Origin of the sequence: Blautia sp. AM23-13AC (assembly GCF_003435675.1) — a bacterium.
Classification (GTDB): Bacteria; Bacillota; Clostridia; order Lachnospirales; family Lachnospiraceae; genus Fusicatenibacter; species Fusicatenibacter saccharivorans.
In genome coordinates this window covers 435,605-451,355 of sequence record NZ_QTUL01000002.1, presented here as the reverse complement: position 1 = coordinate 451,355, position 15,751 = coordinate 435,605, and the positions used below count along the sequence as shown (strand labels likewise).

General features: G+C 49.1%; 15 protein-coding genes and 1 pseudogene. 14 read left to right on the top strand and 2 right to left on the bottom strand.

The window, feature by feature from the left end:
* Nucleotides 1-41 precede the first annotated feature (41 nt).
* Nucleotides 42-818: a uridine phosphorylase gene (gene udp, locus DW642_RS04530; RefSeq protein WP_117509395.1), complete on the top strand. Its 777-nt coding sequence runs from the start codon at nt 42-44 to the stop codon at nt 816-818.
* A 41-nt stretch (nt 819-859) separates the two neighbouring features.
* Nucleotides 860-1,291 (top strand): cytidine deaminase, encoded by a 432-nt coding sequence (locus tag DW642_RS04525; RefSeq protein WP_055266552.1) that lies wholly within the window; start codon nt 860-862, stop codon nt 1,289-1,291.
* An 86-nt stretch (nt 1,292-1,377) separates the two neighbouring features.
* Here DW642_RS04525 and DW642_RS04520 read toward each other — a convergent pair whose 3' ends face one another.
* Nucleotides 1,378-2,838: a DUF1846 domain-containing protein gene (locus DW642_RS04520; protein ID WP_117509441.1), complete on the bottom strand. Its 1,461-nt coding sequence runs from the start codon at nt 2,836-2,838 to the stop codon at nt 1,378-1,380.
* Between the two features lie 574 nt (nt 2,839-3,412).
* On the opposite strand from DW642_RS04520, the gene DW642_RS04510 reads away from it, so the two are divergent.
* The 4 genes from DW642_RS04510 (at nt 3,413) to DW642_RS04495 (ending at nt 6,558) form a co-directional block, all read left to right on the top strand.
* Nucleotides 3,413-4,147, top strand: a complete 735-nt coding sequence (locus DW642_RS04510; protein ID WP_319638341.1) for a DedA family protein — start codon at nt 3,413-3,415, stop codon at nt 4,145-4,147.
* Nucleotides 4,148-4,454: 307 nt separating this feature from the next.
* Entirely contained in the window at nt 4,455-4,874 is a 420-nt protein-coding gene (locus DW642_RS04505; RefSeq protein WP_117509394.1) for a hypothetical protein, read from the top strand.
* 178 nt (nt 4,875-5,052) lie between these two features.
* The gene (tsaA, locus tag DW642_RS04500; RefSeq protein ID WP_117509440.1) at nt 5,053-5,739 is read left to right on the top strand and encodes a tRNA (N6-threonylcarbamoyladenosine(37)-N6)-methyltransferase TrmO; all 687 of its coding nucleotides are present in this window, start codon (nt 5,053-5,055) and stop codon (nt 5,737-5,739) included.
* A 156-nt stretch (nt 5,740-5,895) separates the two neighbouring features.
* Nucleotides 5,896-6,558, top strand: a complete 663-nt coding sequence (locus DW642_RS04495) for a YkgJ family cysteine cluster protein (RefSeq protein WP_117509393.1) — start codon at nt 5,896-5,898, stop codon at nt 6,556-6,558.
* Nucleotides 6,559-6,661: 103 nt separating this feature from the next.
* On the opposite strand, the gene DW642_RS04490 is transcribed toward DW642_RS04495, so the two are convergent.
* On the bottom strand, nt 6,662-7,069 hold the full coding sequence (locus tag DW642_RS04490; protein ID WP_158554971.1) for a LytTR family DNA-binding domain-containing protein: 408 nt from the start codon (nt 7,067-7,069) through the stop codon (nt 6,662-6,664).
* Nucleotides 7,070-7,498: 429 nt separating this feature from the next.
* Here DW642_RS04490 and DW642_RS04485 point away from each other — a divergent pair, with 429 nt between their 5' ends.
* The 8 genes and pseudogenes from DW642_RS04485 to DW642_RS04450 all read left to right on the top strand — a co-directional run bounded on the left by DW642_RS04485 (nt 7,499) and on the right by DW642_RS04450 (nt 15,745).
* Nucleotides 7,499-7,951: a hypothetical protein gene (locus tag DW642_RS04485; RefSeq protein ID WP_022461015.1), complete on the top strand. Its 453-nt coding sequence runs from the start codon at nt 7,499-7,501 to the stop codon at nt 7,949-7,951.
* A gap of 62 nt (nt 7,952-8,013) precedes the next feature.
* Nucleotides 8,014-9,093 (top strand): annotated as a pseudogene (locus tag DW642_RS04480) (UDP-N-acetylglucosamine 4,6-dehydratase family protein); the annotation flags it as partial.
* On the top strand, nt 9,090-9,878 hold the full coding sequence (locus tag DW642_RS04475) for a tyrosine-protein phosphatase (protein WP_055266469.1): 789 nt from the start codon (nt 9,090-9,092) through the stop codon (nt 9,876-9,878). The pseudogene DW642_RS04480 and the gene DW642_RS04475, both read left to right, overlap by 4 nt.
* A 45-nt stretch (nt 9,879-9,923) precedes the next feature.
* Nucleotides 9,924-10,799 carry a hypothetical protein gene (locus DW642_RS04470; RefSeq protein WP_055266467.1) on the top strand — a complete coding sequence of 292 codons (876 nt, stop codon included), beginning with the start codon at nt 9,924-9,926 and terminating at the stop codon, nt 10,797-10,799.
* A gap of 11 nt (nt 10,800-10,810) precedes the next feature.
* Complete coding sequence (locus DW642_RS04465; RefSeq protein WP_055266465.1) at nt 10,811-12,214, top strand: polysaccharide biosynthesis tyrosine autokinase; 1,404 nt, start codon at nt 10,811-10,813, stop codon at nt 12,212-12,214.
* Between the two features lie 15 nt (nt 12,215-12,229).
* Complete coding sequence (locus DW642_RS04460) at nt 12,230-13,711, top strand: polysaccharide biosynthesis tyrosine autokinase (RefSeq protein ID WP_117509390.1); 1,482 nt, start codon at nt 12,230-12,232, stop codon at nt 13,709-13,711.
* A gap of 12 nt (nt 13,712-13,723) precedes the next feature.
* The gene (locus DW642_RS04455; RefSeq protein WP_227093694.1) at nt 13,724-14,374 is read left to right on the top strand and encodes a sugar transferase; all 651 of its coding nucleotides are present in this window, start codon (nt 13,724-13,726) and stop codon (nt 14,372-14,374) included.
* 291 nt (nt 14,375-14,665) lie between these two features.
* Entirely contained in the window at nt 14,666-15,745 is a 1,080-nt protein-coding gene (locus DW642_RS04450; protein WP_117509438.1) for a glycosyltransferase family 4 protein, read from the top strand.
* Nucleotides 15,746-15,751 lie beyond the last annotated feature (6 nt).

Here is a 15,751-nt window from a genome sequence, read left to right as displayed (position 1 = left end):
TAGAACTATGAGAATACGAAAATACAAGGAGGTTTTTGCATATGCAGAATTATTCAGGAGAAGAAGGGCTGCAGTATCATCTGCAGATCCGAAAAGGCGATGTGGGACGGTATATGATTCTGCCGGGAGATCCCAAACGGTGTAAAAAAATTGCAGCTTACTTTGAGAACCCGGTGCTCGTCGCAGACAGCCGGGAATTTGTGACTTATACGGGTACTTTGGACGGTGTAAAGGTTTCCGTTACATCTACCGGCATCGGCGGTCCGTCGGCTTCCATCGCGATGGAAGAGCTGATCCAGTGCGGCGCCGATACGTTTATCCGCGTCGGAACATGCGGCGGTATGGCACTCGATGTAGAGGGCGGCGATATCGTGGTGGCAACGGGAGCGATCCGTGCGGAGGGAACGTCAAAGGAATACGCACCGATCGAGTTCCCGGCAGTCGCAGACCTTACCGTGACGAATGCGCTGGTGCAGGCGGCAAAGAATCTTGGGAAAAAATGGCATGCGGGCGTGGTACAGTGCAAGGATTCCTTTTACGGCCAGCACGACCCGGAGCAGATGCCGGTCGGCGATGAGCTGCTGAAAAAATGGGATGCATGGATGAAGCTTGGATGCAAAGCGTCAGAGATGGAATCGGCGGCACTCTTTATCGTGGCAAGCGCCCGCGGCATCCGTGCCGGATCGGATTTTCTTGTGATGGGAAATCAGGAGAGAGTGAAACGCGGCATGGAGAACCACATTACGCACGATACGGAAGGTGCGATTCAGGTAGCCATCGAGGCACTGCGGATTCTGATCCGGGAAGATCAGAAATAAGAAAGAAAAAATAAGGGGATACTGGAAAGGGGATGCTGGATATGAAACAGGAAATCGGTACAGAAATAAAACAGGAGCTGGTAAAACAGGCTCTGGCAGCGCGGAAATTTGCGTATGTGCCGTATTCGAAATTCCGCGTAGGCGCGGCGGTTCTGGCAAAGAATGGAGCGATTTATACAGGATGCAACATTGAAAATGCGGCGTATACACCGACAAACTGCGCGGAGCGCACCGCGGTCTTCAAAGCCGTATCCGAGGGCATAACGGAATTTGACGCGATCGCCGTCTGCGGCGGCCCGGGAGAGGCAGAGCCGGAGGATTTCTGCACACCGTGCGGTGTCTGCCGCCAGGTCCTGCGGGAATTCGTTGATCCGAACGAATTTCTCGTCCTTCTCTGCAAGGGCGACGGTTCCTGGAAAGAAATGACACTCGAGGAGCTGCTGCCAATGGGATTCGGAAAAGAAAATTTATAAACAGAAGCCGGAAAAGAAAAAATCCAGGGCAGGTACGGAAAGTACCGTATGCCCTGGATTTTTTATGTCCAAGATATAAAAATTATTTACTGAAATTTCGGCTCACAGGTCAGATCGCATCCCAGACGCTGGAACATTTTGCGGTCCACATCGGAGAGCATAACGCTGGAGTGCACCTGGCAGCCCTTTAACTGCGGCAGGCAGGAGAGTGCTTTCTGTGCATCCTCGCTCTGTGCAGCGGTAGCGGACAGGGCGATCAGAACTTCGTCAGTATGGAGACGCGGATTTTTGCTTCCGAGATACTTTGTTTTCAGTGTCTGGATCGGAGCGATGGATTCCGGTGAGAGAACGTGTACGTCGTGTTCAATACCGGAAAGGTCTTTTAAAGCATTCAGCAGAAGTGCTGCGCTTGAGCCGAGCAGATCGCTTGTCTTTCCGGTGATGATGCGTCCGTCCAAAAGCTCCATGGCAGCAGCCGGTGCGCCGGTCGCTTCAGCGCGGACAAGAGCCGGGGAAACGGTGGTGCGGTCTGCGGCAACGATGTTCTCCTGTTTCATCAGAAGCTCGATTTTGTAAGCCTCTGTCTCGGAACGGGAACCGTCTGCGATGCCGTCCACAGCGTTATAGTAGCGGCGGATGATCTCCTGGCGGGAAGCCTCGCAGCATGCGGCATCATCGACAATGCAGTTTCCGGCCATGTTGACACCCATGTCGGTCGGGGATTTGTATGGGCTCTCGCCGAAAATCTGCTGGAAAATGGCGCGCAGAACCGGGAAAATCTCAACATCACGGTTATAGTTGACGGTTGTTACATCGTATGCCTCAAGATGGAACGGGTCGATCATGTTGACATCGTTCAGATCGGCGGTAGCAGCCTCATAGGCCAGGTTGACCGGGTGCTTCAGCGGCAGATTCCAGATCGGGAAGGTTTCATATTTGGCATAGCCGGCGTTTACACCGCGTTTGTGCTCGTGGTAAAGCTGGGAAAGACAGGTTGCCATCTTTCCGCTTCCCGGTCCCGGTGCGGTAACGACAACGAGCGGGCGTGTCGTTTCGATGTATTCGTTCTTTCCATATCCCTCATCGCTTACGATCAGCGGTACATTGTGCGGGTAGCCCGGAATTGTGTAGTGAATGTAAACCGGGATGCCGAGCTTTTGCAGTCTCTTTTTAAAGGCATCTGCGCTGTGCTGGCCGGAATACTGGGTAATTACTACGCTTCCGACGTAGAGGCCGCGTCCGCGGAACTCGTCGATCAGACGGAGTACATCACTGTCGTAGGTGATGCCGAGGTCACCGCGGATTTTGTTTTTCTCAATATCGGATGCGGAAATTGCCATAACAATCTCGGCCTGATCGGAAAGCTGCATCAGCATGCGCAGTTTTGCGTCCGGTGCAAAGCCCGGAAGAACGCGGGATGCGTGGAAATCGTCGAACAGCTTTCCACCGAATTCCAAATACAGCTTGTTGTCAAACTGGTTGATGCGGTCGCGGATGTGCTCGGACTGCATTTTCAGGTATTTTTCATTGTCAAATCCAATTTTCATGGTATTTTTCTCCCTTTTTTCCATGGTATTTGTTTGAAAGAAACGGATCATTCCTGCAGGGATGATGCAAAGTTTTCCCCATTGGGTTCTGAAGAGTTACAAACAACTGATTTTATTTTACTATAGAGAAAAGTCACGTGCAAGAAAAAAATGCGGCAGGAATAGAAGCGATTCAGAAAAAGCACTCCTTCGCGCAAGCATGATTCGCGATTTTTCCGGAATTTCGCATGGATCTGAATCGTTACAAAAAAAATCTCCCCAAAAGGAGAGAGGCCGGGACTTGGTTGAAGCCCCGGCGGTATGAAAAAGAAATCTATCTATTAGAAAGGTTGGCGTTGGAGACGTGCTTCCAGAAATGCTTTGCCGTCTCCGGTTTATTTATAGAGAAACAATGGAGGTTGTTTTTTACTTCCTTTGTTGTTGATAAGATTAGTATACGGGAAAATTGTGACCAGAATGTGTACACGGGATAAAGCTTTTCTGAAGAGAACATGAAAACAAAAGGAAGAAAATCTGACGGAATTGTAAAGAAGTAGTCAAAAAGGATTCATGCACCGTGGAAAAGGCGCATAAAATGCAGGAGAAGAAAAAGAGCATTTCCGGCAGGAAAACCGATAAGACCGGAAAACCGGCTATCTGGCAGCTGCGGGGAAGAGGTTTCTATGCCGGAAATGAAAAGGAAGAGAAAAATTTGCAGAGCGTGATTCTGGATATGGTCAACCGTTTTGGCTATCTTGGTATTCTGATTCTGATTGCGGTGGAAAATGTATTTCCACCGATTCCCTCCGAGGTGATTCTGACCTTTGGCGGTTTTCTGACAACGTGTACTCGGCTGCACCCGGCGGGGGTTGTGCTGGCATCTACGGCGGGCTCACTGCTTGGCGCGCTGGTGCTGTACGGAGCCGGAACCCTCGTCAGCCCGGAAGGGCTTGCCGAGCTGCTCGAGAGCCGGCCGATGAAGCTTCTGGGGTTTCGGGCAGAGGATGCCTGGAAGACCATTGCCTGGTTTCAGAAAAAGGGGCAGCGGGCTGTGCTGCTCGGCCGATGCATTCCGATCATCCGAAGTCTCATCTCGGTTCCGGCCGGCATGGCGGGGATGAAGATGCCGGGATTTCTGCTATATACCATAGTCGGGAGTACGGTCTGGAATCTTCTTCTGGTTGGCATCGGTGCAGCGGTCGGCGCTGCATGGGAGCAGGCGGCAGAATATGTGAAGCTATATGCGGATGTGGTTTTCCTTATTTTAATGGTGGGAACCGTATGCTTTCCGGCATTCCATTTATATAGGAAGAAACACCGTCAAAAATAATAGGATGCATGAAATCATGCATGATATGCAAAAAATATGCTTGCAATTTAGCAATAAGTGTGCTAAGATTCATCTCAACAAATAAAAGGGAGTAGCGAAACGCCGCGGGATCTGAAATAAAAACATCCCGTGCGGGTTTGAAACCGTCAGCCGATGTTGAGAAACATCCGTATCAAATGAGAACGCAAGACTTTTATTGTGGCAGATGTCATGATAGGAGTCTTTTTTTATCCTTCGACTCCTGAATACCAAACATGAACTGCCATCCGTTGCCAGCGAAAGAAGCGTGGCGGAGAGAGAGGAATGTATGAGCAGCCAAAGAGTAAAAAAAGAATTGTACGAAACTGCAATGACAGGAGAAAAGGCACTGACCAGCCTGATGTATGTACAGATGACACTGTATGCAGCAAAAAGCCAGAAAACGTATGCCAGGGTGCGAAGCGAGGGGCGTGCAAGGATGCGCCACACGGGGCTTCATATGAATCAGTATTTAAGAGCGGCAGGAAAGGATCTGGAAAGCTTTCGAAACCGTCTGAAAGAGACACATCTGCCGGAAGAGCTTCAGTCAAAGGCAGAAACATTTCTGGTCCAGACGGTACATGCGCTGGATGTGACGGAGAAAAAACAGATGTACCGCAGGGAACTGATCGGGATGGAAGAGAAAGTAAAGGAAACAGCAGAACAGATCGAGGAGCTGCTGAAAAGCATGCGGGAGCTTGGAGTATAAGTCACCGTCTGGCAGGCTCTGCGTGACCCGTAACGTGTAGTATCCGCAGGGGAGTCGGCGAAGGGGAATGCGCATGGTGGACTTTTCAAAAACAAAATGTTAAGATAAAACATATGGTAATGATTCAGAGCCATGCGAAATAGAAGAGAAGATGCAGGAAAGAAAAGGAGTAAGAAACGTGGCAGAAGAAATTGCAATGAAGGTGATCGCCCGAATCCACACGGATTTCCCGGAAAAATTCGGGATTCCGAGGCAGAGCGGACTGATCGAAGAACTAAAGAGTACGATCGTTTTTGAACCGGAGTTCCGCGATGCAAATGCACTGAGGGGGCTGGAAGAATATTCCCATCTCTGGTTGATCTGGGAGTTTTCGGAAGCCGTGCGGGATACCTGGTCTCCGATGGTGCGGCCGCCGCGGCTTGGCGGAAATAAGCGTGTCGGCGTATTTGCTACGCGTTCGCCGTTCCGTCCGAATCCGATCGGTCTTTCTTCGGTAAAGCTGGAATATGTGGAGCAGCATCCGTCGCTTGGTCCGGTATTGCACCTTACGGGAGCAGATCTGATGGACGGCACACCGATTCTGGATATCAAACCGTATCTGCCGCATGTAGACAGTCACGTGGAGGCACTTGGCAGCTTTACGGAAAAGACGAAAGAATACTTTATTCCGGTTGAGATTCCGGACGAGCTGCTGGAAAAGGTTCCGGCAGACCACCGTGCGGCGCTGAAAAAAGTGCTGGAGCAGGATCCGCGTCCATCGTATCAGAACAGCGAAGAACGCGTCTACGGACTTTCCTTTGCGGGAATGGAAATCAAATTCCAGGTAAAGGACGAGGTACTGCATGTTGTGGGAGTAGAAATGTGAGGAAGAAATAAAGATCGGGAGAAAAGACCGAAAGCAAGGATCGAAAGCAAAGATCAAAAGCGAAGATCAAAAGCAAAGATCAAAAGCAAGGATTAAAAGCAAAGATCGAGAGAAGAGACCAAAAGCAAGGATTAAGAGAAAAGATAGGAAGAAAAAATGGAACGAAATGTAGAGATAGATAAAATTTCAGATGGAAAACGATACGGAGCTAATGATCTTGTAAAAGTGGGCTGCGACGACTGCCGCGGATGCTCCGCCTGCTGTCATGGGATGGGAGATTCGATTGTACTCGACCCGATGGATGTCTACCGCCTGGAGAAAAAGCTGGGAAAGACGATGGAAGAGATTTTGCTGGCTGGGAACGTGGCGCTTCGTGTCGTGGACGGTGTTATTCTGCCACATCTGAAGATGACAGAGCAGTCAGACCGGTGCAGCTTTTTAAATGAAGAAGGCCGCTGCAGCATCCACGATGCACGCCCGGGCTTCTGTCGGATGTTTCCGCTGGGTCGGCTGTATGAGGATGGAACATTTTCTTATTTCCTTCAGGTGAACGAATGTCCGAAGGAGAACAAGACAAAGGTCAAGGTCCGCCGCTGGCTCGATACGCCGGAGCTTGGGAAATACGAAGCCTTTACGACAAAATGGCATTATTATCTGAAGGAAAAACAGAATGCGGCGCGCGAAAGCGAGGACGATGCATTCCGGCAGCAGATCAGCATGAACATTCTGAAGCTGTTTTATCTGCTTCCGTATGACGGAAATACAGATTTTTATACACAGTTTGCAGCTCGAATGGAGCTTGCAGCAGACAAGCATTAAGCAAAAACATATATTAACAGGAGAGGCTGTCGCACGAAGCGAAAACACTACAAAATCTATATTTTGTGGAAATTTTTCTTCGTGCGGCAGCCCTCCTGTTTTTTTATATCGTTTCGTAGGAAAACTTTCCTGCTCCGGCGTAGACCAGGAAGGCTTCCCGGGTCTCACGCCTCCGCCGGCGGCTGCAGAAAATGATCTGCCCATTTTTCAGCAGAACTTCGCCAGTTACCTGTACAAGGGAAACGTGGGCAAAGTTGATCAGCAGACCTTTTCCGCCGTGGAAAAAACGATCACTTGGTGTAAGGCAGACCGTCAGGTCGGCAAATGTGCAGCGGGTTGTAAAATCTCCCTGAATGGTGTGGAGAATCAGTCGGTGCTGGCAGGCTTCAACGTAAATCAGGTCGTCGAGCGCCAGCCGGTATTTTTGGGAAACACCCTGTGAGATAATGACTGGAATTTCGAGCAGAACAGAATCGTTCGGATCGAGTGGGAATATTAATTTGGAATACAAGAAAAACACCTCCGGGAAAGTATACCGTTTGCGTCGAAGTGCAGCCGTTCAAGTCGAAGCGGTTGTCCAGCGCAAAGAAACATGATAGGGTACAAAATAAAAGCAGGAGGAGAGCATTACAGCAAACATCATAAAAATACAAAGTGTAGTTTAACACAGTGACAGAATCTCATTCAAGCCGAATTGACGGACTTCTGTTAAAATCGTTCGACAGAAAGTGACACCGTATGGCAGAAAGGGGCGAAAAAAGTAAAAAAAAGGAACGATAGACAGAAAAAGCAGAAGAAAAAAACAGGAAAATCAAAAGAAAATCGAAAGAAAAGGAGGCAGAGAAGATTGACGATGCGAGATTGATTTGGTATAATATTCCAAAAATAATTATTACATATAACATTACCATAAAAGAATAAATATCATATGGAGAGAAATATGAACAGAGAAGTAGAAACAATCAGAGAAAAAGTACATACAACAGCAGATGCAGCATTATTTTTATGCTTTCAGGAAGTGAAGGGAAGCCATTCCAAAGGAGTGATCCGGCTGCCGCTGCTTCATTATGACATTCCGTTTGAGGGATACGGAGAAATGCTGCTTCGGATGAACCGCATTTATGACCTGCTCGGCATGCCGGATGCAGGAAGCTGTATGCGGAGCCTTTCAGAAGGGGAAAAAGAAGAGTGGGAATTTACAGATGAAATGAAGAACAATCAGGATACAACGCTTCCAGCCGGAACCGAGCGTATGGTCAGTATTCAGATTCAGTTCCGACAGCACTGTAGTCTGCAGGGATTTCTGATCTGCGGAAAACAGAAAGCAGGTTTTCGTTCAGCACTTGAAATGCTGTATTTACTGGAAGATTGTCTGCAGGAACAGGATAACTGAATACGGGAGAAAAACGCAACAGAATGAGAGTGGGAGCTATGAAGGAAGAAAAAAAGATCAGAAAGAAAATAAAAATTGAGGATTTGTTGCCAAGAGATCCCATCCGGGTGGATCTCGATGCAATCCTGGGCTATGTGAAGGGAAAAACAATCCTGGTAACAGGCGGAGGCGGTTCGATCGGAAGTGAGATCTGCCGCCAGCTGGCCGGACACGACGTCGGGCATCTGATCATTTTTGACATCTACGAAAACAATGCGTACCAGATTCAGAAATCTCTGGAATGGGAGTTCCCAGATCTCAATTTGACAGTACTGATTGGTTCTGTGCGGGATGAGCGGAGGCTGGAATCAATTTTTTCGAAGTACCGGCCGGACATCGTCTTTCACGCAGCAGCCCACAAGCATGTGCCGCTGATGGAGGACAGCCCGAATGAAGCGATTAAAAACAATGTTATTGGAACCTTAAAAACGGCGCGCACAGCAAGCCATTATCAGGTAAAGAAGTTTATCCTGATATCAACAGACAAGGCAGTCAACCCGACCAACATCATGGGAGCGAGCAAGCGGCTCTGTGAGATGGTGATTCAGCTGATCGGAAGACACAGCACGACAGAGTTTGCGGCAGTGCGCTTTGGAAATGTACTGGGAAGCAACGGAAGTGTCATTCCGCTGTTCCGCCGTCAGATCGAACACGGCGGTCCGGTGACGGTTACGCATCCGGATATCATTCGATATTTTATGACGATTCCGGAGGCAGTCAGCCTTGTACTTGAGGCAGGCGCCTATGCGAAAAACGGTCAGATCTTTGTCCTGAATATGGGAGATCCGGTCAGAATCGCAGACCTGGCCAAAAATATGATCCGCCTTTCCGGATATGAGCCGGAAAAAGAAATCAAGATCAAATACATTGGCCTGCGACCCGGCGAAAAGCTGTATGAGGAACTTCTGATGAATGAAGAGGGCATGCAGACCACAGAAAACAGCCGGATTTTTATCGGCAGACAGATTGCATTTGACGAGAAGGTATTCCGGGAGCAGATAAAGGAACTCGCGAAGGAAGCGGAAAACGAATGTCCGGACATCTGTTATCTGGTAAAGAAAATGGTACCGGAATACCAGTACGAAGGAGAAAAACAGGGATGACGGACCTTCATGTACATATTCTGCCGGGAGTGGACGACGGATCCCCGAATTTGTCCACCTCCCTTGAAATGGCAGAAATGGCGGCACAAAGCGGGGTGCGTATCCTCGCGGTGACGCCGCATGCAAACCAGACGGGAATCGAAGGCGTGGAGGACGGATACGTCAACTACGAATCGGAACAGTTAGAAGAGCAATTTTACCGTCTGGAGAGGGAAATCAACAGAGAACACATTCCCATCAGCCTGGTGCGCGGCATGGAAATCATGAGCATCGGACCGCTGGAGAAAAAAATCAGAGAGAGAAAGCTGATACCGCTCCATGAGAGCCGCTATTATCTGATCGAGGTGCCGTTTGATATGGCGCCGGACGGAATCAGAAAGCGGCTGCTGGAATTTCCGGCGATGGGAAAAATCCCGGTGCTGGCGCATCCGGAGCGGTATTTCTGCGTGCAGGATACACCGGAGCTTCTATACGAATTCCGGGAAATGGGCGCGGTTTTGCAGATCAACAAAGGAAGCGTGTTTGGAAGATTTGGAGAAGAGGCTGAGCGGACAGCAAGGTTTCTACTGGAAAACCGCCTTGCGGGCTGTGTGGCAAGCGATGCCCACGGAGCCGATTACCGGACCACGGACATGCGGCCAGTCCGGCAGTTTCTGGAGGAGCGGTATGGAGAAGCGTATGCACAGCTTTTAGTGAAAGTGAATCCGAGAAGAATCCTGGAGGACCGTCAGATTTTCTATGAACCGTCCCCGGAACGAAAACGGAAAAGACGCTGGTTCCTCTAAAAACAGGAAGAATGGCGTTACAGAAACGAAAGGAGCATCTTTGATATGCACAAAACGAGAGCGGCAGTTCTCATTCTGTTTCTGGCTTCCACACTTGCCTTTGGCGGGTGTCTGGTGCGGCAGCAGACGGGAAAAGACGGAAAAGGGCCGGAAATTACGATGGACAACAGTGAGATTTCTGCCAGCATCCATGCAGAGGAGTCAGAACTTCTGGCCGGAGTAACTGCTTACGATAAAAAAGACGGCGATGTGACGAGTTCTCTTGCTGTGGAACATATTTCGAATTTTGTGGAAAAAGGGCGGCGGAAAATCAGTATCGTCGCCTTTGATTCCGATAACCACGTTACGCATGCGGAGCGGGAACTGGTGTATAACGATTACACCTCACCGGTCTTTTCCCTGGATCGCCCGCTGCGGTTCAGCCTGAATGCAGATGATCTGACAGAGGGACTTTCCGCGGAGGACTGCCTGGACGGAACGATTACCGACCGCATCCGGATTTCTTACGAGGATGAGATCAGCAGTACACCGGGACTGTACCACGTGACATATTCGGTTGCAAACCGCGCCGGAGATGTGACAAGTCTTCCGGTGACAGTAGAACTCTACGATCCGGCAGAGGAGAACGGAAGGCCGCAGATTACCCTGAGCGATTACCTGATTCATCTGGATCTGCAGCAGCCATTTGATCCGCAGGCATATCTGGAAAGCGTGAGTGTGGATCAGATGCTGTATGAAAAGAGAGAAGACGGTGCGCTTCATGCAGCTTCGTATGAAGAAGAGCTTCTGGGAGAAAATCAGTTTTCCATTGACAATCCGGTCGATACCGGCAGTGCGGGTGTTTATGAAGTGACATACACTGCGACAGCGGAGGATGGGCAGACAAGCTCCGTCCGCCTGATCGTCTGTGTAAACGAATAGGGGGGATCCAGATGGGAGAATACGACAGAACAGGAAACGGGCAGAGCAGCAAAACAGACTGGGATCTCCGAAGTATCCTGTGCGACATTGCAAAAAACTGGTGGGTCATCCTTCTGATTGCCTGTTCGGCGGCAATGATAACCTATACTGTGATGGCGACCGTACACAAAGACCGGTATACGGTAAAAACCACATTTGCCGTTATGGGACGCGGGGTGGATGCCAATGCGGCATCGAGCCTGTCGGCCACATATGAGATGGCACAGAAATTTGAAGCAATTCTGGAAAATACGATTTTGAAGAAAAAAGTGATGGAGGAGCTCAGCCTGTCCTCGTTTCCGGCAAAAATGAATGCTTCCATTGTGCCGGAATCCAATCTGATGGAGCTGTCTGTGACCGCAGATTCGCCGGAAATGGCATTTCGGATCTTAAAGTCGGTACTGAACAATTATACGAGCATTTCCGACTATATTATTCCGAATGTAGTGTTGGAGACACTGCAGCAGCCGCAGGTTTCCGGTGTGCCATCGAACCAGATTCCGACCAAAAAGTATGCCGCGACCGCATTTCTTGCGGCAGCCCTTGCTATGGCGGCACTCATCGGACTCTTTTCCTTTCTGCGGGATACCGTCAAAAATGAGGCAGAATTCACCCGCAAAATCGATGCGGACCTGCTGGGCGTTGTGTATCACGAAAAGAAGAAGAAAAACAGCTCCATGCTGATTACCAATCCGGCGCGGAGCTTTCTGTATGTGGAATCCTTAAAGCGTATTGCATCGCGTGTGCGGGGGCGTCTGGACCGAAAAGGCGGAAAAGTGCTGCTGGTGACCAGTGTGGCGGAAAATGAAGGAAAATCGACCCTTGCGGCAAATCTGGCGCTTGCTCTTGCAGAAGAGCAGAACCGTGTACTGCTTTTGGACTGCGATTTCCGACAGCCGGCGTTACATAAAATCTTTGAGATTCCGGAAAAAGACGGAAAGGATTTCGGAAAGGTTGTCCTCGGAAAAGAGTCGGCATCCGGCGTTTTTGAGAAACACAAGGATACCAACGTATATACCGGAATCTGCCGTAATCGTCTGGAAGAGCCGTCGCTTGCAATCGGCGGTGAGATTTTCCACCGGATTCTGGAGACATGCCGGACCAATATGGACTACATTATTCTGGATACGCCGCCGATGGGAATGACGGCGGATGCAGAAGAGCTTGCAGAGTATGCCGATGCGGCAGTTCTTTCCGTGCGGCAGGACGGCGTACTGACGAGGGATATCAACGATGCGATTGATGCATTGAACCAGAAAGAGGAAAAAGTGATCGGCTGTGTATTTGGAAATGTTTACCCGGGATTCGGTGAGCGGATCGGCAACAGCTACGGTTATGGATATGGATACGGCACCTACAGCAGGGCAGAACGATAAGAGGGAGCAAAGAGCATGAGCAGAGAAACGTATGAAACCTATTCGGCGGAACCGGAGAAAATCGATCTGATCGCCTTTCTGGCAGAATATTTCCAGGCATTCCGAAAATTCTTTTTGGGCGTGCTGATTCTTGTGATCCTCATGGGAGGCGGCTCCTTTCTGACGGCAAAGCTGCGGTATCAGCCCATGTATGAGGCATACACCTCATTTGTGGTCGGATCAAACCGCGCGGTCGGCTATTCCTATTATGACAATGTGACGGCGCAGCAGCTTGGAAAAACCTTTCCTTATATCGTAACAAGCGGTGTATTAAAGGATGTTGTAGCACGGGATCTTCAGGTGGGAGCAGTGACATCCCAAATTGAGGCGAGCGTGATGGAAAACACCAACCTGTTCACAATTCGCGTAAAAGATTCTTCACCGGATACGGCATATCGCGTACTTCAGTCCGTCATTACCAATTATCCGGAGGTAGCAGAGTACATAATCGGTGCGACAACGCTGACGGTGGTAGACGACAGCGGCGTACCGGTATCCCCGATCAACAGCCAGGATGCGGTACATGCCGGAATGATCGGAGCAGCGGCGGGACTTGCCGTTGCACTGCTTTTGGTCTTCATCTATGTGAGAACAAGAAAAACAATTCGCCAGGCAGATGACGTGAAAAAGCTGACGAACGCAGCGTTCCTTGGAAATCTGCCGGAGGCGAAAATCAAGAAACGAAGCAACGTAAAAGAACAGACCATCACGATCTGTAACCCCAAAGTGCCGGATTCCTTCAAAGAAGCAATGCAGCTCATCCGGACAAGAACAGAGGACGGGCTTGGAAAAGCCGACTGTCCTGTTTTGCTTGTGACAAGCTCTGTGCCGGGAGAGGGAAAGACAACCGTTGCCGTGAATCTCGCAGAAGCATTCGCAAAGAAGAAGTACCGCGTAGTGCTGCTGGACGGAGATCTGCGAAATCCGTCGGTATTGAAGTGTATCGGACTTTCCGAGCGGAAGGGACGTGGAATCATAGGAGTGCTGAAAGGACAGATCAGCCTGGATGAGGCACTTACCGATTATCGGGATCTGTCGCTGAAAATTCTGCCGGGTGTCGGAAGTACACAAAATCCGGCCGGCCTGCTGCGTTCCGCGCGGATGAAAACGCTGATCGAAGAATTGAAAGAGGATGCGGATCTTCTGATTATTGATACGCCGCCGTGCGGAGTACTGTCGGATGCATCCCTTTTGGGCGGAATCGCAGATTCTGCAGTTCTTGTCGTACACCAGGGAACTACCAAGGACCGTGAAGTACAGCGGGCACTGGAATTCTTCGAGGATTCGCAAATTCCGGTCTGCGGCTATGTACTGAACGGCGTGCCGGAGGGTGCGACAGGCTACGGATACAGCACCTATGGCGGTTATGGCTACGGAAAATATGGTTATGGTTACGGAAAGTACGGCTATGGAAAAGAAAAAGAAGGCCGGAAAAGTAACCAGTCGGTGAAAGAATAGGGGGAAGAAAACATGAGGGAATCTGGAATTTATCAAATGTATCTGAAAAATCTGCTGGACCGGCTGCTTGCACTGGTTGGAACGGCAGCACTGTCGTGGTTGCTGATTTTGCTTGGCATAGCGATCCATCTCGATTCGCCGGGACCGATTTTCTTCCGGCAGAAGCGGGCAGGAAAGAACGGCACGTATTTTTACATATATAAATTCCGCACGATGCGTATCGATACCCCACATGATATGCCGACCCATATGCTGAATAATCCCGATCTTTTCATCACAAGAGTCGGACGGTTTCTCCGGAAAACATCCCTCGATGAGCTGCCACAGCTCTTTAATATCCTGAAGGGCGATATGGCGCTGGTTGGCCCGCGTCCGGCACTCTGGAATCAGTATGACCTCCTTGTGGAGCGTGAGCAGTACGGCGCAAACAGCGTCCGTCCGGGTCTTACCGGATGGGCACAGATCCATGGACGGGATGAGCTGCCGATCCGGCAAAAAGCTGAACTGGATGGATATTATGTGCACCATATCCAGCTCAAAATGGATCTGGAATGTCTCTGGAGAACAGCAGGAGCCGTACTGCGGCAGGATGGAATTCACGAAGGCAGACTGGAAAAACAGCAGATGAAGGGTGCAAAAGAGGTTGTGAAGGTTGGAAAATAGAAGAAGATAAAAAAGATAGAAAAAGACAGAGAAAGATAGAAAAACAGCAAAAGATAGAAAAAGTAGTAAAAGACAGCAAAAGATAGAAAAAATAGCAAAGATAGCAAAAGATAGGAAGAAACGGGCAGGATGTTTTTGGGAAGGAAAGCATGCTGCCTCGTTTTACATAGAAGCTGGAAAATAATGAGAAAAGTAATTGCATATTGATTGAAAGATGATATAATTTATAAAGAAAATAATGAAATTAGTAATGAAACAATGCGGAATATTACACCGAAACAGGAAAGAAAAATGAAAAAACGAATTCTAATTGTAACCAATCATTCGTATATGTTCTGGCAGTTTCGCAAAGAATTGGTGGAAGCCTTGCAGAAAGAGCATGAAGTGATTCTTGCCATGCCATTTGTCGGGCATGAAGAAGATTTTCGGAAAATGGGAATCGAGTGTATTCCCGTATCCATGAACCGACGTGGCGTGAATCCTTTTGCCGAGGCAAAGCTGTTGCGGGACTATAAGCGGCTTCTGCAAAAAATCAGCCCGGACTTTGTGCTTACATATTCCATTAAACCAAATATCTATATGGGTCTGCTCTGCAGTTGCAAAAAGATTCCCTATTATGCCAACGTACAGGGACTTGGAACTGCATTCCAAAAACCAGTACTGGCCGGATTTGTTACGGTACTGTATCGAATCGCTTTCCGAAAAGTAAAATATGTCTTTTTTGAAAATAAAGAAAACGCCCGCGAATTTGGCGAACGAAACATCGTATCGGCAGATCGTCAGGTTGTTCTGCCCGGTGCGGGAATTAACCTGGAAAAATACAAAATGGAACCTTACCCGAATCACAGCCGTGTCCATTTTCTGTATCTCGGACGAATCATGAAAGAAAAAGGAATAGAAGAACTCTTTTATGCCGTTCGGCGGCTGAAAGAAGAAAACGAAGACTTTGTCCTTGATCTGGCCGGATTCTTTGAAGATATCTACAAAAAGCAGGTAGAAGAACTGGAACAGCTTGGAATCGCCCATTTTTACGGCTTTCAGTCAGACCCGCGCCCATTTTATGCAGAAGCAGACTGTGTCGTTCTTCCCAGCTATCATGAAGGCATGAGCAACGTCCTCCTGGAAGCAGCGGCAACCGGCCGCCCTGTTATCACAAGCAATATCCCGGGCTGCCGGGAAAGCGTAGAAAATGGAAAAAGCGGTCTGCTGGTTGAAGTAAAAAACAAAGAGATGCTGTATCAGGCAATGAAAAAGATGCTGCATTGCAGCAGAGAAGAACGGGAAAAAATGGGTAAAGCAGGAAGAGAGAAGATGAAAAGAGAGTTTCGGAAGGAAGCTGTGGTGGAGAGAACGGTGAGAAGTCTGGAGTAAGATGAA